The organism is Thalassotalea sp. G20_0, from assembly GCF_017744175.1.
Lineage (GTDB): Bacteria > Pseudomonadota > Gammaproteobacteria > Pseudomonadales > Endozoicomonadaceae > Endozoicomonas.
In genome coordinates this window covers 1-707 of record NZ_JAGHQV010000374.1, presented here as the reverse complement: position 1 = coordinate 707, position 707 = coordinate 1, and the positions used below count along the sequence as shown (strand labels likewise).

Genomic DNA, 707 nt, shown 5'->3' with positions numbered 1-707 from the left:
ATGATACCGTTGAATCCATGATGCGAGGAGGACGTTGTAGATGGCGCATTGAAAATGAAACGTTTAACACCCTGAAAAATCAAGACTATCAACTTGAACACAATGACGGTCATGGCGAAAAACATCTAGCTACGAATTTTGCCTACCTTACTTTTCTGGCATTCCTGGTTGACCAGATTCAGGAACTGTCTTGTCCAAAATTCCAAAAGGCTTTAAATAAGCCAGGGAAGCCTACACGAAAGCGATTATGGAGGAAAATCACCAGCTTCTTTCTCACGTTAATGTTTGATAGCTGGGACAGTTTGTTTAAAGCCATTGCCCATGGTGCTAAAGCACAGAAGATAGCTTTTGACACATCATGATTTGGCAAGATAGCCAGAATTTTCAGGGTAGTGATAGTGATTTTTCTAAGCCGTGAAAGCTGCTGGCTCTCTTATGTTTTCAGAAATTATGAATACGTCAGCTTTCAGACTATGGCAGTTGACGTGTATTCGTCTGGAGTAGCGGCAGCGGTGCGCTATCCAGTAATACATCCCACACCAGGCTGCCTGACCAAACAGGTCAGGCTTCTCTGATACCCGTTGCCTGGAACTTTACCGGGCTGACAAGGTCGTACTCTATCGTTGTCATTCCCAAACGATTCTCCAATTGGAAACAGGGAGGACCTCCAAACAAACCATGCAGTCACCTTTCACCTCAGCAACCGC

General features: G+C 44.7%; 1 pseudogene. It reads left to right on the top strand.

The window, feature by feature from the left end:
* Positions 1–362 (top strand): annotated as a pseudogene (locus J7438_RS26575) (hypothetical protein); the annotation flags it as partial.
* Positions 363–707 lie beyond the last annotated feature (345 nt).